Origin of the sequence: uncultured Coprobacter sp., from assembly GCF_947855755.1 — a bacterium.
In the GTDB taxonomy this organism is placed as follows: domain Bacteria; phylum Bacteroidota; class Bacteroidia; order Bacteroidales; family Coprobacteraceae; genus Coprobacter.
In genome coordinates this window covers 33,232-50,227 of record NZ_CANUAR010000005.1, presented here as the reverse complement: position 1 = coordinate 50,227, position 16,996 = coordinate 33,232, and the positions used below count along the sequence as shown (strand labels likewise).

Sequence of the window (16,996 nt, the reverse complement as noted above, 5' to 3'; positions counted from 1 at the left end):
AATCGTTTGTAATGAAATGTGTGTTATGGGTCTATTGGGCAGTGATTATTATTTCCTTGGTTTCTGAAGTTACGTAAAGAGGACTGTTTTCTTTAGGAATGGCACAGATCTCAAGAACGTAGTTATGCCCTATTTCTATGGTGCGCATTGGTATAAAAAATGACTCGGTAATAGGTCTACTTTCCCACTTTGGGTGTGTTTCTTGTTGTTTTTTAAATGTAACATAGTATTTTTCGGCATTGGGAACAGCATCCCACATTATTTTTATTTTATTTTCAGGTTGTTTTGAAATTGGGTCTATAATTTCAAAAATTTCGTGCTTGAAGTTAGTTGGAGTGGCAAGTAATGTTTTTTTTGTGAAGATAAAAGGATAATTAACTGTTGAAGAATTGTACCATTTTGAATTGGTCGGTGCTATAGCTTGAACAGTAATTGTATGCCATTGATCTTCGGTTATGGATGTATTTGTTAAATTGATGTAGTTCTTTGAAATGGTATAGTTTTCACGATCATTGATGGTACAATAATATTTTTCAGCATTAGGAACTGCATCCCATCGAATACATTTATTAGTATAATCGGTTGTGAAGTTAGAAGGTGCAGATAATGCCTCTTCTTCTATGTAGGTGTTATTGTCATTCTTCGGATCGCAAGAGGAGATTAATGTAGTTATACTCGCGATAGTCACAAATAAATAAAGCCGATAAAATTTGAAATGTGTCATAAAATTATTGAATGATATTAGACCTATGGGCAAATATAGTGAAAATAGTGAGATATTTTATTGTATTTGTATGAAATATTATATAATAAAGAAGGCCCAGAATGTGAATCCGAGCCTTCTTTATTATATATGGTTGCAATTTTATTTGACAATATTCATTTCATCGATGATATTTTTCGCACCGGCAAACTTGTCGATGATGAACAGTATGTAACGAATATCGACACTTATTGTTCTTTGAAGGGCATCTTCAAAGACAATATCTCCACTCATGGCTTCCCAGTTTCCGTCAAATGCCGTTCCGATAAGTTCTCCGTTAGCATTGAATACCGGGCTGCCCGAATTACCACCGGTAATATCGTTATTCGAAAGGAAATTTACGGGCATTTCTCCATTCGGCATGGCATACTGACCGAAATCTTTGTTTTTATAGAGTTCTTTCAGTTTTTCCGGGACTACAAATTCCCAGTTATTCGGATCTTCTTTTTCCATAACTCCCTTCAACGTAGTATAGTAATGATAATCTATACCGTCTGACGGAGAATACGGTAGTATCTGTCCGTAAGTTGCTCGAATTGTAAAGTTTGCATCCGGATATGCCGGTTTGTCGGGATTCATTTCGAGTAAGCCTTTGATATATGTTTGTTTGGCTAAAGCGAACTTCTCATTTATCGGTTTTAGTTCTTTACGTAGGTCTATCATTTTTTGAATGACAGATTGAGCGTACTGTATCATTAAATCCGATTTTATGGCTTTGGCAGTCGGCTTTTTCATGAATTTATTGAAATTTTCGTCACTACTGAAAATAGAAGTCTTGAAAGCTTCATCGACAAAGCGGTCGATGTTACTGTCGAATTTTTTATCGATAAGAGTAAAAATCTCAGGACGATTCTCTTTCCCGACCTCTTTCATATATGCTTTCAGCATGACTTTCGATACCCTTTGATCGACTTTACGGTTATAATCTTTATTCGCAAAAGCTTTGTAAGCTTTTTCCAAATCGGTCAATTCAGATTTGATAATAGAATCGTTTTTATGTTCTAAAGCTTCGATAAGCTTTTTGTTGCGGATAGGAACACCGGAAAATTCTACACCTTGATACAACGCTTCCAATAACATATAGTATTGGTATTTGATATTATTCATTTGTAAAGTTGCATCCCGCATTTCATTTAGTGCTTGAATATATTCCGGATGATTATTGTCATTTGCCCATACTTTGAATCGGGCTTCATCCAACTCCTTGTTTTCTATAACTTTCAGTTTGTTGATACCTCTGTTCATTCCGATGGAGTTTTTCCAATAGTTACTCGAACGAGCATACTTGCTGGCATATTGGATTCTTACTTTCGGGTCGGCAAGCATTTCGTCTAACATCTCCTTTTGACGGATACCTCGCATATTGATACGGATCGTATTATCTACATCACGGCGTTGTTTTACTTCCCATGATGTATAATATCGGTTGGTCGATCCGGGAAATCCCATGATCATGGCAAAATCGTTTTCTTTTATTCCCTTCAGTGAAATATTGAAATATTTTTTCGGGTGCATGGGGATGTTGTTTTCTGAGTATTCTGCCGGATTTCCCTGAGCATCGGTATAAACCCGGAAAAGAGAGAAGTCTCCGGTGTGACGTGGCCACATCCAGTTGTCCGTATCAGCTCCGAATTTCCCGATAGAAGAGGGGGGAGCACCAACGAAACGAATATCTTTATATACTTTCATTGTGAACATAAAGAATCGATTTCCCCCGAAAAACGGTTTGATGCTTATTTCTGTAAAAGGGTTTTCCGCCAGAAATTTCTCTCCGACCTTTTCTTTTGCCATTTTATCGAGAAATGCCGGATCGAAAGCCTTTAACGGATCTCCGGTTTTGCTGACTTCATCTTGTATGAAATCGGTCACTTCCTCGATTTTATCGATAAAGCGGACTTCGAGGCCGGGAGTAGGAAGCTCGTCTTTTTTTTCCATTGCCCAGAATCCGTTACTTAAATAATCGTGCTCTACCGAGCTGTGTTGTTGGATAGCGCTGTATCCGCAGTGATGGTTGGTAAGGATTAACCCTTCTGGTGAGATAATTTCTCCGGTACATCCTCCTCCGAAAATAACGATAGCATCTTTCAGAGAAGTTTGTTCGGGATTATAGATGTCATCTACATCGAGTTTTAACCCTAATTTTTTCAGTTGTTCCGAATTTTGTTGTTTTAAAAACGGAAGTAACCACATTCCCTCGTCTGCTTTTACCGGCGACAAAATTGCCGCGAAAGCTAAGGGCAACAACACTCTTTTTAGTTTCATAATGTTAAGTTTAGCTTATTATTTTGTTTATTTATATTGAAGTTCCATGCAAATCCTAACCATACGGTACGGTTATCACGACTTTTTTCAGTACGCTTATATAATGTCGGTGTATCTATTATGGTAATTTCTTTTACCGATCCGAACCAGTCGTTTATTTGTAGAGTTACTTCTCCTTTCCCGGACAATATGTTTTGCCTTATTCCTGTGTCTATTCGGTAACGAGATTCTATTTTTCCTTGTACTGTTTGTAAATCGGATATGTAGTTACCGTTACATTGTAAAGTTGTGGTAGGAGTAAGCCTGAATGATATGATCCCATTGGTATTCCATGCCCAGTCGTTTCGTTTATTCCCTTTTTTGTCGGCTTGTATTTCATCATAATATACAGTTCCGTTTATACGTATATCCATCCATTTTACCGGTGAAATATATATACTGAGCTCTGCTCCTGCCGATTGGCTGTGATATAAATTTTTATAAGTAACGACCACATCTTCTTGTGTAATTTGTGCTATGGTCTGTTTTTTGTTTCTGTAAAATAATGTAGGTGTAAATGTAAAGATTCGGTTCGTATAATTGTAGCTTAATGCTGCATTATAGCTGATTTCCGGTTTTAGGTAGGGATTTCCCTGTATGGTTTCTTGAGGATCGCTTTGATTGAGAAACGGATTTAATTCTGAAAATACAGGTCGGTTGACCCGTTGCCGATAAGAGAGCTGCCATGAGTGTCCGGAGTGGCTATTGTAAGAGAGTTGAAATGCCGGAAATAAATTCCAATAATCTTGTTTTATCGGGTTGTTATCATTTACTAAATAAACCGATTGGTGAGTATATTCTCCTCTTACTCCTGCATATATAAACCATTCGTGCCACTGCTTTTCGTATTGTAGAAAGAGAGAATGTATCTGGCGGTCCAGATCCATATTGAATGTCGCTTCCGGAGATTCGGAATAAATGCCGTTATCATATATTTCTTTTCGGTTTGCGTTTGTCGAGGTTGTGATCCATGTACTGTATCCGGTCTTGAATGCTCCGATTTTTCCTACCAGATTCAATTCATATTCGTCATTTTTTTGATCGATAAAGAGTTTATCTTGTATCAGGTTTATCTTGGGACGTAAAACGTTGCGTTGATAGTCGTTGTTTTCGTCGTATGTCGCGTGTCGGTAATTGAAGTCTGTAAAGAAAGAGATGCGATCGTTGTGTGTATATCGGTAAAATGCAGAGGCACTATATTGGCAATTGGTCTGTTTGTTGTCACGGATTACCTTCATTTCTTTTTTTGTTTCGGTATTGTGAATATCTCCGATACGGTCGAACCACATCTGTATAAAAGAGAAATCTGCTTTGAAAGTGTGGTTATTTCGGTTCAATTCGCTTCCTAAAGAGCCTACAATTGTTTGGGGGTGAGCTATTGCCGAATTGTCTTGAATCTGCTCGTTTGTGATAACATTATTTTCTCGAGAAGTGATCGTATTCAGGAATGTACGTTTTCTATACTCTCGTTTATAATCGATACCGGCATTGAGTTTCCAGTGGGAAGATATCGGAGTCCCGAAATGAGCGCCGGCCATATATCGATCATTATTAGCCGTTCCTAAATAAATCTGTCCTGTGGGGATGTTCTGTTGAGACTTTTTTAGTATGAGATCGATTGTCCCAGCCGCACCTTCCGCTTGTTGGCTTACATCCGGAATATGGTTGACTTTGATTTCTCCGATGGCCGATGCCGGTAGTTGTATCATTATTTCGCTCCGGTAATCTCTGAGGAAAGAAGTCGGCTTACCGTTAATGAGAAATGTTATTTTATCAGATCCCCGTAACCGGATATTACCTTCCATATCGTTTTCCAATGAAGGGAGAAAAGATAGAATGTCGTTCAGTGAATTTCCGTGTTGAACAAGGCTGTCGGGCGATATGGAGATCGTATTGTTTTTATATTTTATTTGAGATACTGTTATTGTTTTCAGATGTTTTTGCGCGACAATAGAGTCTGAACTATTTGCCTGTATGAATAATGTATTGCAGAAAATTAAAAGTATAATCTGATAATAAATTTTCATTCTGATGGGGTGAATTCTGTTTATAGCCGCCAAAGATAGTTATTTTTGTCCGGTGATGAAAATTCGCTTAACCATAAAGGATCTGTTTTTTGAAAAACAGATCCTTTATGGTTGCATGTAAAAGCTTATTATTGAATACCGATTTCAGAAAATCCTATGGGTTCACCTTCATTGATCATTTTAACTGCTTTCAAGAAAAGATAACGGGTATTTACGGGAGTAAAGTAGACGGATTGGAGTATAGGGTTATGTTTTATATTGGAAAATTCTCCTTTTGCTATTGTCTTATCGATATTTTGACCGTCATTGCTTGTCATGAGTTCGTATAAAGCGATGAGACCTTTATTGTATTCACTCTGGTCGGGCAGATAATGGAATGATGAGATAACACGCTCTTCTCCGAAATCGATTATTACCGTGTTGCTCTTTATAAAACAAGATGTGGTGTCGTTTCCGTCTGTCGCTTTCAGGATTTCGTTATCAGAAATACCTTGGATTTTAAAAGGAAAACTATTTAATTTTTTTGTATCGGTTTCGAACGAAATTTCATCGGTCTCTCCTGCATAATAAGCCTCGATATTGTTGATGCATGGGCATGCCCGGGAATCGGTTATGTTTATGCGGATTGTATCCGTATTTATTGTTTCGAACCGGAGTAACCGTTTATATCCGATAGTAGTCGTTTCTTCATTCAATTTTACGGGAAACCACTTGCCGTTTTTACGGTGTTCTACAGTAAATGATTTTACACGTTGCCCTAACGGGATATATTCCTGCAACATCATTCGGTTGATTTTTTTCTTTTCCGGTAAAGAAAATTCTATTGTGGCGGATTTGATACTGTCTTCGGTTGCCCAATAGGTATCGTATTCTCGGTCGGTTATTGCTTTTGCGGTAAATTTTCCGCCTCTTTCGTTAGATACTGAAGGTGTAATACCGGCTAATAGATTATTTGCTAATTGCTTTTGGATGTTTTTGTAAAAGTTTACGGCATTAGCCGAATCTACGGGATGAATCAATCCGTTTCGGTCAACAGGGAAGTTGAGCAATAGAGTTGCGTTGTGCCCTACGCTGCGGTAATAAAGATCTGTCAGTTGATCTACATTTTTCACCTGATTGTCTTCTTCGGGATGATAAAACCAGCCCGGACGAATAGAAACATCGCATTCGGCCGCTACCCATTGATCGCCATCGGCATGACCGTATTGCAGTGTACGGTATTTTTCATAGCCGGGAAAGACTTCTCCTGTACGTAAAAAAGACCAGTTTGTTGCTCCTGCAAAACCTTTTTCATTTCCTACCCAACGGCAACCGGGTCCTCCGTCTGAAAAAATGATAGCCTGCGGTTGCAGTTCATTCAGCATCTTATATATTTCAGGATAATTGTAATAATTTTTACGATCTATGATACGGTTTTCTTTAGCTCCTCCGTACCATCCGTCTCCTCCGTTAGCTCCGTCGAACCATACTTCGAATACTTCTCCGTAATTGGTCATTAATTCTCGTAGTTGTTTATGAAAATAATCTACATATTCTGGAGTTCCGTAATTGGCTTGATGTCTGTCCCATGGAGAGAGATATACTGCAAATTTGATACCGTATTTTTTACAGGCTGCCGCCAGTTCTCCTACAATATCGCCTTTTCCTCCTTTATATGGTGTGTTCCGAATACAGTATTCTGTTAGTTTTGTCGGCCATAAACAAAAGCCATCATGATGTTTTGCTGTAAAAATAACACCTTTCATTCCGGATTCGACGAATGTTTTTACCCACTGTTCACAGTCGAGCTTTGCGGGATTAAAGGTTTTGGGATCTGAGTCTCCGTATCCCCATTCACGGTCATTGAATGTGTTCAACCCGAAATGAACAAATGCGTAGGTTTCCATTTTCTGCCATTCTACTTGTTTGGGCTCTGGTATCGGGAGAATTGCTTCGGGAGCTTTAACAGCAGGGGCGCATGCTCCGGATAAAAATAGTGTGATTATTGCACAAAAAAAATCGATATGTTTTTTCATCGTGTCATTAAATAGGTTAAATATTATGGACAAAGATAGTCTTTTTGTAAAAAGAATCCGAAAAAAGATATTTCATTTTAATATAAATCAATTAGTTTCAGGTGTCTTTATCTTTTGGGAAAGCTCGTTTGATGTTTGTGAGCGAGGCGGATTAACGTAAAATATTTCTATGTAATTTTAAACAGGGACTAAATTATACCTATCTTTGTAGAACCGGTAATTAAAAACAGAAAAAATGAAATTGTCTAATAATTGGTTTACGACTGTTTCGGAGACAGAAAACGGTGTTATGGTGGTCGTTTGCGGCCGCGAGGATTTAGAATTGTATGCACGTTCAGGAAAATTTAAAGAACGGGTTGAAATTTATTGGAGATATAACGGCGACAGCCGGGGAATGCCTTCTGAGTCTGAAGCTTGTTTGATGGAGCCGGTACAGGATGCTCTGCAAAGAGCTATGGAAAAAGACAAACTGGCGATATTGACAGGTGTATATACTGGGGATAATGAACGGACGTGGATTTTTTATACACGGAATGTTCCGGCTTTCGGAGAAATGCTGAATAAAGCTTTGTCGTCTTTTGAAAAGCTTCCGATAGTGATTTATACAGAAAAAGACCCTGATTGGAATGAATATCGTGAAATGTATGAATTGCGGCAGGAAGAAGGCAGTGATAATGCGTTTGATGAGGAGTAATGCAGGGGATGATGTATTATCTGGGTTTGATTTGGGTTTTGGAGAAATCGCGATTTTTATGAGACCGGATTTCATTGTTTTTTGTACCTTTGTACTCGAAAAATATTTTTTATGACAGATACGATTGCACAATTTGAACATGTTATAAGCATTTGTCGTGATTTATATGCCAAAAAGCTGAAAGATTACGGCCCTTCATGGCGTATCATGCGTCCTCAGTCTATAACCGATCAGATATTTATTAAGGCTAATCGGATTCGGAGTATTGAAACGAAAGGAGAATGCAAAGTAAACGAGGGGATTCGTTCTGAGTTGATCGCTATAGTCAACTACGGTATTATAGGACTTATCCAGTTAGAGTTAGGGTATTCGGACGGAGAGGATATTTCTGTAGAAAAGGCTCTTGAACTGTATGATAAATATATGGATGAAACCAAACGTTTGATGTATGCTAAAAATCATGATTATGATGAGGCTTGGCGTAGCATGAGAACGAGTTCTTATACCGATCTCATCTTGATGAAAATATACCGCACCAAACAGATCGAAAATAATGAGGGGAAAACTCTTGTTTCTGAAGGAGTGGACGCTAATTATATGGATATGATCAATTATTCTCTTTTTGGGTTGATAAAGTTGGAGTATGGAGAATAAAACGGAAATAAAAGCTTCGTCGGTACGAGATCGGATTTTATGGTTGTTGGTGATAGCCTCTCGGTTGATTGTCGGAGCGACTTTTATCTTTTCCGGTTTTGTAAAAGCAATTGATCCTACGGGATCTGCTATTAAATTCGAAGAGTATTTTTCTGTTTTAGGTATTGGATTTTTATCTCCTTTATCGCTTTTTTTCGGTGTAGTATTAGCTGCGTTTGAATTTTTGCTGGGAATAAATACCTTGCTCGGTTCTTATCGAAAGCTGACCTCATGGCTGGTTTTGTTGGTCATGTGTTTTATGACTCCGTTGACGCTCTATTTGGCGATAGCTAATCCGGTAAGTGATTGCGGATGTTTTGGCGATGCTCTTGTTTTGACCAATTGGGAGACTTTTTTTAAAAATGTTTTTTTACTGATTCCCGTATTATTTCTTATCCGTTGTAATAGTTTGGTAAAGGGGGTGTATAATAAACCCGTTCAGTGGCTTACTGTATTATATTCTCTTATATTTGCTCTTGCTTTGACATGGTTTGGCGTTTATTTTCAGCCTATATTGGATTTTCGCCCTTATAAAGTAGGAATGAATATATTAGATGCTATGCCGGGTGGAAATATTGATGCCGGAGATGATTATCTTTTTGTTTACGAGAAAGAAGGTATCCGAAAAGAATTTTCTTTAAACGATATTCCTATGGATGATACTGCATGGGTATTTGTAGATCGGATAGAGAAAAAAAATATATCGGATAAAGAAAAGTCTTCGATCGAAGATTTTATTATTCGTTCTGGGAAAGATGATACCGATATAGCCCGAGATATATTAGAAGATCCGCAATATACTTTTTTATTGCTTACTCCGTCTTTAGAAAATGCGGATGAAAGCGAGATTGATAAAATAAACGATTTGTATGATTATGCTTCGGCTTATGGATATAATTTTTATTGCGTGACTGCATCATCTGATTCGGCAATTGCTGTTTGGCAGGATAATACAGGGGCTGATTATCCTTTTTATAAGATGGATGAGACTACGATAAAAACGATTATACGGGGTAATCCGGGCATAATGCTTCTACATGAAGGAACGATTGTATGGAAACAACTTCCTTCGCATTTGCCGGATGAAGCTCAGTTGAATGATAAAATAGAAAATCTTCCGATCGGACGTACATGGATATATGACGGATCGAAAAATTTAGGAATATTGGTATTGATTTATACCGTACCTATGTTTATTTTGTTGTTGACTGAGAAAACGGTTGCTGCTATTATCGGTAAAATACGAGAAGCTCGGCGAAAGAGAAGAGAGAAACATATCTCGGTATCGCAGGAAAAACAAGAATAATAGTTATTTTATTATATAACCACACAATTAATATTTGTTATGAGAAAAAACATTGTTGCAGGTAACTGGAAAATGAACAAGACACTTCAAGAAGGTCTTGAATTGGCTAAAGGTATTGAGGCTGCTTTGGCGGGAAAAACTCCTAATTGCGATGTAATTATCGGTACTCCTTTTATTCATTTGGCCTCTGTTGTAAACGCTATCGATACTAATAAAATAGGTGTTGCTGCAGAGAACTGTGCAGATAAAGTTTCTGGTGCTTATACCGGAGAGGTTTCTGCTCAGATGGTTGCTTCTACTGGTGCTAAATATGTGATTCTCGGCCATTCTGAGCGTCGTGCTTATTATCATGAGACTCCGGAAATTTTGAAAGAGAAGACAATCCTCGCTTTAGCTAATGGTTTGACTCCCATTTTTTGTATTGGAGAAGTGCTTGAGGAAAGAGAAGCCGGGAAACATTTTGATGTAGTAAAGGCTCAGATAGAGGAATCTTTGTTTAATTTGTCAGCAGAAGATTTTGGAAAAATCGTATTGGCTTATGAACCGGTATGGGCTATCGGAACAGGAAAAACTGCTACTGCAGAACAGGCTCAAGAAATGCATGCGTTTATTCGTAAAACTATTGCTGATAAATATGGAAATGAAGTAGCTGAAAACTGTTCTATCCTTTATGGAGGAAGTTGTAAGCCTTCGAATGCAAAAGAATTGTTTGCAAATAAAGACGTGGACGGAGGACTTATCGGGGGTGCAGCTTTGGAAGTGGATTCGTTCATGGGCATTATCAACGCATTTTAAATAATTAAACAGGTTATAAGCTGCGAAAGTAAGATAGAATGCTTACTTTTGCAGCTTTCTTATCTGTATAAGCCTATGAAAAGGAGAAGTGTTTTATTGATCGTTTTATTATCGCTTGTAGGTTGGTGTGGTGTATATGCTCAGGTGCAGGTAGCAGATACTTCAATTGTTCAGTCATTGGAGCGAGTTTCCGGAAATGCACGTGTCCGTTTGTTTCAGGATGCGCGTCTTACCGATCGTTTGGCAAGGCGAACAAGTAGTACCGCTTTATCCGGAACATCATCGAGAGATCAGAATTATATAACGGTTCGCGGGTATCGGATACAGGTTTTCTCGGATAATAATCAGAGAAGATCTAAGGATGAAGCATATCATAAGGCTGCTATGATAAAAGATGCAGATCCTGAGTTAGCTACTTACGTGACGTTTACATCTCCTTTTTGGAGGCTTAGAGTAGGAGATTTTCGTTCATTTGAAGAAGCGAACCTCAAGTTGATCGAATTAAAGAATTCATTCCCTCAATTTAGGGAAATGCGTGTTGTGAAGGATATGATCCGCTTGACACGTACTGTTGAATGAAGATTATAAATAAGATTTTGACAATATGCAAAAGATACAGGACCGGTTGTCTGATCGAGAACGGGAAGATCTGATAGCCGGACATTATAAAAGTATATTAGAATTGTTGGGTGAGGATGTAAACCGGGAGGGATTAGAAAAAACACCCGTACGGGTTGCTCGAGCTATGAAATTTTTAACGAGCGGTTATGACCAGTCGCCCGAAGAGATTCTCCGTTCGGCTATCTTTCATGAAAATTATGGAGATTCTCAGCGAATAGTTCTTGTAAAAGATATAGAGTTCTATTCTTTGTGTGAACATCACATGCTTCCTTTTTTCGGTAAAGTGCACATCGGATATATGCCGGGAGATAAGATTGTGGGTTTGAGTAAACCAGCTCGGCTTGTTGAGGCTTTTGCTCGAAGATTTCAGGTTCAGGAGCGTATGACTCGTGAAATATTGGAATGTTTTGATGCTGTAATCGAACCGTATGGGACTATCGTTATGGTAGAGGCGCGTCATCTGTGTATGCAGATGAGAGGAGTTGAGAAACAAAATGCATCGACTACGACCTGCTTATATTCTGGTAATTTTAAGGATAGAGAATTGAGAGAAGAATTTTTTTCGATGTTACGTAGTCGTTAATATTATAGGATCGTTTGATATGATTTAGATATTAAGCGGTTAGTATTCAAAAAGTAATAGGAGTAGGGCCTGAAAAAGGTAAAAAAATAATATTTAGCATTTGCACAACTCAAAATAACGCTTTATATTTGCAGTCGCAATTGCGAAAGTAGCTCAGTTGGTAGAGCATAACCTTGCCAAGGTTAGGGTCGCGGGTTCGAGTCCCGTCTTTCGCTCCACGGTTTTTTCCGTGATAGCGAGTAAGCCCAAATGGCGGAATTGGTAGACGCGCTAGTTTCAGGGACTAGTGTTTATTGCGAACGTGCAGGTTCGAGTCCTGTTTTGGGCACGCTTCAAAAACAACGATGTCCGGGTGGTGAAATTGGTAGACACGCTACTTTGAGGGGGTAGTGATCGTTAGATCGTGTGAGTTCGAATCTCATCTCGGACACTAAAAAGGTTCTGTAAATTAATTTGCAGAACCTTTTTCTTTTTAGGGAGAATAGTTTTTATTCCTGATAACGGTATGGTTTAAAAGCCTGCCTAATGATTCTCGAACAGCAAGAATACTGAAAAGCTGTTGTATTTCTAAAACTTAACAGCTACCTTTGTCTTTATATATTGATTGTAATTAACCGTAGTGTATTTTATGTTAAGAATACTATTCTTTTTTTACCAGTGGCTTATTGCATTTCCTATTTTATTAGTATTGACTATAATAACAGCATTAGTGACGATTGTCGGTTGTTTTGTTGGAGACAGCAAGGTTTGGGGATACTATCCGGGACGCATTTGGTCTCAACTTTTTTGTTGGATCTCGTTTGTGCGAGTTAAAGTAAAAGGTCGGGAAAATATCGATAAGAAAACTTCTTATGTTTTTGTCGCAAATCATCAGGGAGCGTATGACATTTTTTTAATTTATGGTTTTTTAGGGCATAATTTTAAATGGATGATGAAAAAAAGCCTCAGGCGCATACCATTTGTCGGAAAAGCTTGTGCTGCAGCCGGACATATATTTGTAGATCGTTCTGGGCCTAAAAGTATTCGGGAAACACTGGATATGGCAGAACAGACCTTGAAACACGGTATGTCCTTAGTTGTCTTTCCTGAAGGTTCGCGTACGTGGAACGGGAAACTTCAACGTTTTAAAAAGGGGGCTTATCAGTTGGCTATTGATTTAAATTTGCCCGTAGTACCTTTAACGATTGACGGATCTTTCTCTGTATTGCCTCGTTCGTCATATTTGATAAAGCCGGGAAAAATGGTTTTGACGATTCATAAACCTCTATTTCCTGACCCTGTTTTAGGACATGATATTGAAACGCTTATGAAAAAGTCATACGAAGCAGTGGAGTCCGCTTTACCTAAAGAGAAAACAGCCTTGTAAAAAAAACTTAATCGAAAGTAAAAAAATATCGGTATGGTTTTGTAATAGAAAAATAAATTCGCACCTTTGCAGCACAATAAAAAATTGTCCTGTGGTGTAACGGTAGCACATCGGATTCTGGTTCCGCTTGTGAGGGTTCGAATCCTTCCAGGACAACATGAATATTTATAACCCACTTATTATCAATTGAATAATAGGTGGGTTTATTTTTAGAGATCAAAATGGGGGGATGAATTTGATTTTATTTAAAGGATGAAGAAATAGAAGATGGGAACATCAGAAACGCTTCCCAATATTTGTTATAACTTCGCAAGTTAACCATAATGATGCCGTAATAAATTTGATATGAGTAGTTATAGTGCTTTTGCAAATTATCGATAATAAACTAATTGAGTTGTAAACTTCTTACAATATAATTTCTTATAAATATGATAAGGGCGATATTTTTAGATGTTGACGGTACGTTGGTAAGTTTTGACACTCATCGTGTGCCTCAGTCGGCAATAGATGCATTATGGCAAGTTCACAATTCAGGGTGTAAAATTATTATTGCAACAGGACGAGCTGCAAGTGATTTGCATGAAATAGAAGAAGTCCCTTTTGATGCCGTAATAGCCCTTAACGGTTCGGATTGCGTTTTGAGAGACGGTACTTCCGTGTCTAAAAAACAAATTTCTGATAAAGATTTTCAGAAGGCTTATGCTCTTTCTCGGCAATTTGGATTTCCGATAGCCGTTGAAACGAATAACGGGATTTTTGTTAATGAGTTGAACCCTATCGTTATAGAATTGGCGAGATTGGTGGATCATCCTGTTCCACCGGTTATCGATATAGAAAAGGAGTTTATCGAGGGGAAATGTTGCCAGTTATGTTTTTATTGTGATGAAGAGACAGAAAAAGAAGTTATGGCTCAACTTCCGAATCTTTCCGCTTCCAGGTGGCATCCGATTTTTGCGGATATAAATGTGAAAGGCGTTGATAAAGCATCCGGTATTAGAGAATTTGCTTCTTATTATGATTTTGATATTTCGCATACAATAGCTTTTGGAGATGGGGGAAATGATATTTCAATGCTTCGGGAAGCCGGTATAGGGGTAGCTATGGGTGGAGCTGCCGAGTCTATACATGCGGTATCCGACTATATAACAGATTCGGTTGATAATGACGGCATTCGAAATGCGTTAATTCATTTTGGCATTATTTAAAAAATCCAGGACTTTTTTGTAACATTGTAAAAATATTGAAAAGGTAAGAAAGAGTTTTTTTAAGATTCGATAGAAATCTTATGTTGATAAGATATATTATATGGGGGCGTGATCGATTATCTGTAATTTTTCTAATGTTTAAAGAAAAGGTTAGAAAATAAAGGTGAAATTATTATGGATGAACGGTTAGGGTTATAGAAAAGTAAGAATTTTTATAATAAGCATATGGAGGGCTGTTTAAGTATTATCTTAGACAGCCCTCCATATATTTTATTTTCGCTTAATAAATTTATTATATATGCTTAGGCAGGCTCTTGAAGTCCTATTTTATTTTTTCTCGGGAATTATTACGGTAAGATTTATTTTCTTAAGAACAAATCGGCGTTTGTAAGTGTTAGATAATCACATCGCTTAATAATAAGTTATAAGGGATTATAATGCAATTAAAAATATCGTTAGAATTGAATAAAAATGAATAGGAATGTTAATCTATTTGTTAATATTTCCTTCAAAGTTAATGACGATATTTATTCTTGACGAAAGTATCAGGATTTACATTTAGAGAACTTTATTTTTCTAAATATAATCTTGATCGTGATTAATTAACCAATTAAAGTTTGACTGTAATAATGCAGTGTACAATTAAAGAAGAATTAAGGCAGTTGATGAATAGGATTCTATGTGTTCTTATCGGTATAATGTCTGTTCTTTCTTCAGGACGAGCACAAGAGAATTTTCCGATTTCGATCAATATAGAACCTGAGGAGATGAGGCTTTCTGGGGTTTATTCGGAATATGATAATTACTCAGTCGAAAGAGAGAGAGATACTATATTATCCGATATAATATTTGTTACCGATACGGTTATCGATAATACGGCTCTTTTGTCTGATAGTGCGGTAATCAATATTTATGCGGAGACTTCATGGGAAAAAATGAGATCCCGAAATTTACATTGGAATCTTAAAACGAATCTTCTGTATGCTGCAACATTAACTCCAAATCTGGGGTTGGAAATTAGTTGGGGAACACAGTTGAGTTTAAATATAACGGGAAGTTATAATCCTTGGAATCGTAAGGGTAAAAAGGGGGATAATGATAAGATTGTACACTGGATGGCACAACCGGAGTTGAGGTATTGGTTTTGCGAACCGACAGGTGGACATTTTATTGGTATTCATGCTGTTGTGACTAAATATAATATTGGTGGGCATAAATTTTTCCACATTTTTGATAAAGGATATCGATATGAAGGTTGGGGAGTTGGTGGTGGATTTACTTATGGATATAGTTGGTTCTTGTCTAAAAAATGGGCGATTGAAGGATTTCTCGGTATTGGGGTAGTACAGCTTGGTTTTGATAAGTCGAATAATCGGATCTGGTGTTGTACCAAATCAGAGCATTTTACTAAGACATACTTTGGGTTAACAAAAGTTGGTATTTCATTGATTTATAATATTAAATAAAAGAATAATGAGAGTATCAAAAAATATAATTATGTTCTTGTTTTTTTCATTGCTGACATTTGTTTATGGTGAGATAATAGCGGGAGAAAAAAACAGAGGAGGTCGGTTATCTATCTCTAACATTCAGATACAGAATATTGGTGATAGTATAAGACTTTGTTTTGATTGTATTCCTGATTTGACTATGTTAAAAAAGAAGGAGAGAATTATAGTAACTCCCGTCATATTTGACAGCATTCATCAAACTACTTTTTCTCCATTTGCGATAGTTGGAAGGAAAGAAAAAATGACATTTATCCGAAGTGTTGATTATCAGATAAATATGAAAATAGCAGATGATAGTGGATTATTTTCATATAAAGCCGCTATAAAATATGCAGATTGGATGAAAGGGAGTACACTGGCTTTTAATACTGTAACTAAATTGTGTGCTAAACGATTTGTACAAGAAACTGTTTATGTAAAAGGAAAAGTCTTGCAAGATCCTGATATAAAAATTGTTGAAATTATAAAAGCCGTTGAACCTGTTTTAAGTACTGCTGAGAAATTGGCTCAGGATTATACCTTTCTTATTCCGGTTTCTCAGAGAATTGATTTTGATAAAACAAATAGAGAAGGTGCTGTTTCTGTTTTATTTTGTCCGGGATCTTCAGTGTTATCATCTGATTACCAAAATAATAGTAAAAAAATAGACTTGTTGGTCAGTGTTATTAATGAAATTAATAGATCTTCAGATAGTCGGATTACGGATATTTTGATTATCGGTTATGCTTCTCCTGAAGGAAAATATCGTTTGAATTTGGATTTTGCAGAAAAGCGAGCTATTGCTTTAAGGGATTATTTAGTACAGGAAACGGATATGCCTGTAAAATCGTTTGAAATAATCAATGGAGGAATAGATTGGCAGGGCTTGTATCAGTTGGTGAATGAGTCTGATATGGTAGAAAAAGAAGAAATTCTCAAGATTATTGCTCCTTCTGTCATTGGAGAGGAGCAGGTTCGGAATGACAAGCTTATACATTTAAGAGATGGAATTCCTTATCGATATATGTTGAAGAACTTTTTCCCTCAATTGCGCTCGAGTACTTGCATTAGGATATTCTACAAGAATGTAGATGGGGAAAAATGATAAAGGCTTTTATAATAGTTTGTAAAACAACT

At 37.2% G+C, this 16,996-nt stretch carries 14 protein-coding genes and 4 tRNA genes; 14 read left to right on the top strand and 4 right to left on the bottom strand.

Annotation, left to right across the window (positions count from 1 at the left end; all coding sequences use genetic code 11):
• Positions 1-31: 31 nt before the first annotated feature.
• The 4 genes from Q0093_RS04575 to Q0093_RS04560 form a co-directional block, all read right to left on the bottom strand.
• Entirely contained in the window at positions 32-724 is a 693-nt protein-coding gene (locus Q0093_RS04575; protein WP_297928597.1) for a hypothetical protein, read from the bottom strand.
• 141 nt (positions 725-865) lie between these two features.
• Positions 866-3,025 carry a S46 family peptidase gene (locus tag Q0093_RS04570; RefSeq protein WP_367175055.1) on the bottom strand — a complete coding sequence of 720 codons (2,160 nt, stop codon included), beginning with the start codon at positions 3,023-3,025 and terminating at the stop codon, positions 866-868.
• Positions 3,022-5,091: an outer membrane beta-barrel family protein gene (locus Q0093_RS04565; RefSeq protein WP_297928596.1), complete on the bottom strand. Its 2,070-nt coding sequence runs from the start codon at positions 5,089-5,091 to the stop codon at positions 3,022-3,024. The genes Q0093_RS04570 and Q0093_RS04565 overlap by 4 nt, the downstream gene beginning before the upstream one ends.
• Before the next feature lie 128 nt (positions 5,092-5,219).
• The gene (locus Q0093_RS04560) at positions 5,220-7,106 is read right to left on the bottom strand and encodes an alpha-L-fucosidase (RefSeq protein ID WP_297928595.1); all 1,887 of its coding nucleotides are present in this window, start codon (positions 7,104-7,106) and stop codon (positions 5,220-5,222) included.
• Between the two features lie 235 nt (positions 7,107-7,341).
• Here Q0093_RS04560 and Q0093_RS04555 point away from each other — a divergent pair, with 235 nt between their 5' ends.
• The 14 genes from Q0093_RS04555 to Q0093_RS04490 all read left to right on the top strand — a co-directional run bounded on the left by Q0093_RS04555 (position 7,342) and on the right by Q0093_RS04490 (position 16,964).
• Positions 7,342-7,800 carry a DUF695 domain-containing protein gene (locus Q0093_RS04555; protein WP_294177585.1) on the top strand — a complete coding sequence of 153 codons (459 nt, stop codon included), beginning with the start codon at positions 7,342-7,344 and terminating at the stop codon, positions 7,798-7,800.
• Positions 7,801-7,911: 111 nt separating this feature from the next.
• The gene (locus Q0093_RS04550; RefSeq protein WP_294177584.1) at positions 7,912-8,454 is read left to right on the top strand and encodes a DUF1599 domain-containing protein; all 543 of its coding nucleotides are present in this window, start codon (positions 7,912-7,914) and stop codon (positions 8,452-8,454) included.
• Positions 8,444-9,799 (top strand): BT_3928 family protein, encoded by a 1,356-nt coding sequence (locus Q0093_RS04545; RefSeq protein WP_297928594.1) that lies wholly within the window; start codon positions 8,444-8,446, stop codon positions 9,797-9,799. Before Q0093_RS04550 ends, Q0093_RS04545 begins: the two co-directional genes overlap by 11 nt.
• Before the next feature lie 39 nt (positions 9,800-9,838).
• Positions 9,839-10,594: a triose-phosphate isomerase gene (gene tpiA / locus Q0093_RS04540; protein ID WP_294177582.1), complete on the top strand. Its 756-nt coding sequence runs from the start codon at positions 9,839-9,841 to the stop codon at positions 10,592-10,594.
• A gap of 75 nt (positions 10,595-10,669) precedes the next feature.
• Complete coding sequence (locus Q0093_RS04535; protein ID WP_294177581.1) at positions 10,670-11,173, top strand: SPOR domain-containing protein; 504 nt, start codon at positions 10,670-10,672, stop codon at positions 11,171-11,173.
• A gap of 25 nt (positions 11,174-11,198) precedes the next feature.
• Entirely contained in the window at positions 11,199-11,798 is a 600-nt protein-coding gene (folE, locus tag Q0093_RS04530) for a GTP cyclohydrolase I FolE (RefSeq protein ID WP_294177580.1), read from the top strand.
• Positions 11,799-11,940: 142 nt separating this feature from the next.
• A tRNA-Gly gene (locus Q0093_RS04525) sits at positions 11,941-12,016 on the top strand.
• Positions 12,017-12,041: 25 nt separating this feature from the next.
• Positions 12,042-12,126 (top strand) — tRNA-Leu (locus Q0093_RS04520).
• Between the two features lie 18 nt (positions 12,127-12,144).
• Positions 12,145-12,228 (top strand) — tRNA-Leu (locus tag Q0093_RS04515).
• 198 nt (positions 12,229-12,426) lie between these two features.
• Positions 12,427-13,164, top strand: coding sequence for a 1-acyl-sn-glycerol-3-phosphate acyltransferase (locus Q0093_RS04510; protein ID WP_297928593.1), 738 nt, complete (start codon positions 12,427-12,429; stop codon positions 13,162-13,164).
• Positions 13,165-13,249: 85 nt separating this feature from the next.
• A tRNA-Gln gene (locus Q0093_RS04505) sits at positions 13,250-13,320 on the top strand.
• A 272-nt stretch (positions 13,321-13,592) separates the two neighbouring features.
• Positions 13,593-14,369 carry a Cof-type HAD-IIB family hydrolase gene (locus Q0093_RS04500; protein ID WP_297928592.1) on the top strand — a complete coding sequence of 259 codons (777 nt, stop codon included), beginning with the start codon at positions 13,593-13,595 and terminating at the stop codon, positions 14,367-14,369.
• 629 nt (positions 14,370-14,998) lie between these two features.
• Complete coding sequence (locus tag Q0093_RS04495; RefSeq protein WP_297928591.1) at positions 14,999-15,835, top strand: DUF3575 domain-containing protein; 837 nt, start codon at positions 14,999-15,001, stop codon at positions 15,833-15,835.
• 31 nt (positions 15,836-15,866) lie between these two features.
• The gene (locus tag Q0093_RS04490) at positions 15,867-16,964 is read left to right on the top strand and encodes an OmpA family protein (RefSeq protein ID WP_297928590.1); all 1,098 of its coding nucleotides are present in this window, start codon (positions 15,867-15,869) and stop codon (positions 16,962-16,964) included.
• Positions 16,965-16,996 lie beyond the last annotated feature (32 nt).